The sequence below is a fragment of the Nonomuraea sp. NPDC052116 genome (assembly GCF_040680035.1).
Lineage (GTDB): Bacteria > Actinomycetota > Actinomycetes > Streptosporangiales > Streptosporangiaceae > Nonomuraea > Nonomuraea angiospora_A.
This window is the reverse complement of record NZ_JBFAWA010000113.1, coordinates 1-1,146: the sequence shown is the minus strand read 5'-3', so window position 1 is coordinate 1,146 and position 1,146 is coordinate 1. Positions and strand designations below refer to the sequence as shown.

The window sequence follows — 1,146 nt, the reverse complement described above, 5'->3', positions numbered from 1 at the left end:
TGGTGGTCGCCAGCCGTGGGGTGCCGGTGGGTCTGGCTCCGACCGAGTTGCGGTTGTTGCTGGAGTTGTCGGCTGCGCCGGGTCGGGTGTTCAGCCGTCAGCAGTTGCTGGAGTCGGTGTGGGAGCACGGGTATTTCGGTGACTCGCGGTTGGTGGACGCGTGTGTGCAGCGGTTGCGCGCGAAGATCGAGGACGACTCGGCGGCGCCTGTCTATGTGCAGACGGTGCGTGGGTTCGGGTATCGGTTCGGGCCGGTGTGAAGCGACTGGTGGCAGCTTGGCCGGGCCTGGGGCTGCAAACCCGGCTGTTGCTGGCATTCGCGTTGCTGTGCGTGGTCACCGCGGCGGCGGTGGCCGGCGGGCTCTACGTCCAGGCCCGCAACGACATCCTGCAGCGGACCCAGGACGCCACGGTGCAGGCGATGAGGAGCCGCCTGCAGGCGCTCTACCCGTTGCGGACTCCGGCGCCGGGCCCCGACGAGCTCGACGACATCGCCACCGCCGTGCCCGACCAGAACAGCGTGGAGTTCGCGGTCGCCGTCTACCGCGAGATGCGCTCGCCGGTCGCCCCGCCGGAGCGTTTGAGGCCGGGCGGGAGGGTGCTGGCCTCGGATCTCAGGGTGATTCCCGGAGGGCTGAGGCGGGAGGTGGCCGATGGCAACATCGCGTGGCAACGCGTGGTGTGGCAGGGCATGCCCTGGCTGATCGTCGGTGCGCCGTTGCTGATCGTCGAGTCGGACCGCACGACGCGGGCCTCCGGCATCGAGGTCTACGCCGCGCGTAGCCTGCTATCCGAACAGCGCAGCATCGACGGGCTCGCCGTACGTGCCTGGCTCATCGGCGTGGCCGCCCTGGCGTTCGCGGTCGTCCTGGCATCGCTGGCCACCCGCGGCGTGCTACGCCCGGTACGCGAACTCGGCCACGCGGCACGCCTGCTGGGCCAAGGCGAACTACGGACCAGAATCGCGGTCCACGGCACCGACGAACTGGCCGAAGTGGCACGCACCTTCAACAACACCGCCGCCGAACTGGAACGACACGTCAAACAACTGCGCGAGATGGAGGCCGACGCCCGCCGATTCGTCGCCGACGTCTCCCACGAACTACGCACCCCACTGGCCGCACTCACCGCCGTCGCCGACATCCT

General features: G+C 69.5%; 2 protein-coding genes. Both read left to right on the top strand.

Going from position 1 to position 1,146, the window contains the following annotated elements; translation table 11 throughout:
• On the top strand, positions 1-260 hold a 260-nt coding region (locus AB0L65_RS62920; RefSeq protein WP_364267631.1), incomplete at its 5' end, for a helix-turn-helix domain-containing protein.
• Between the two features lie 8 nt (positions 261-268).
• Positions 269-1,146, top strand: an 878-nt coding sequence (locus AB0L65_RS62915) for a HAMP domain-containing protein (RefSeq protein WP_364267628.1), incomplete at its 3' end; no start/stop codon positions are given.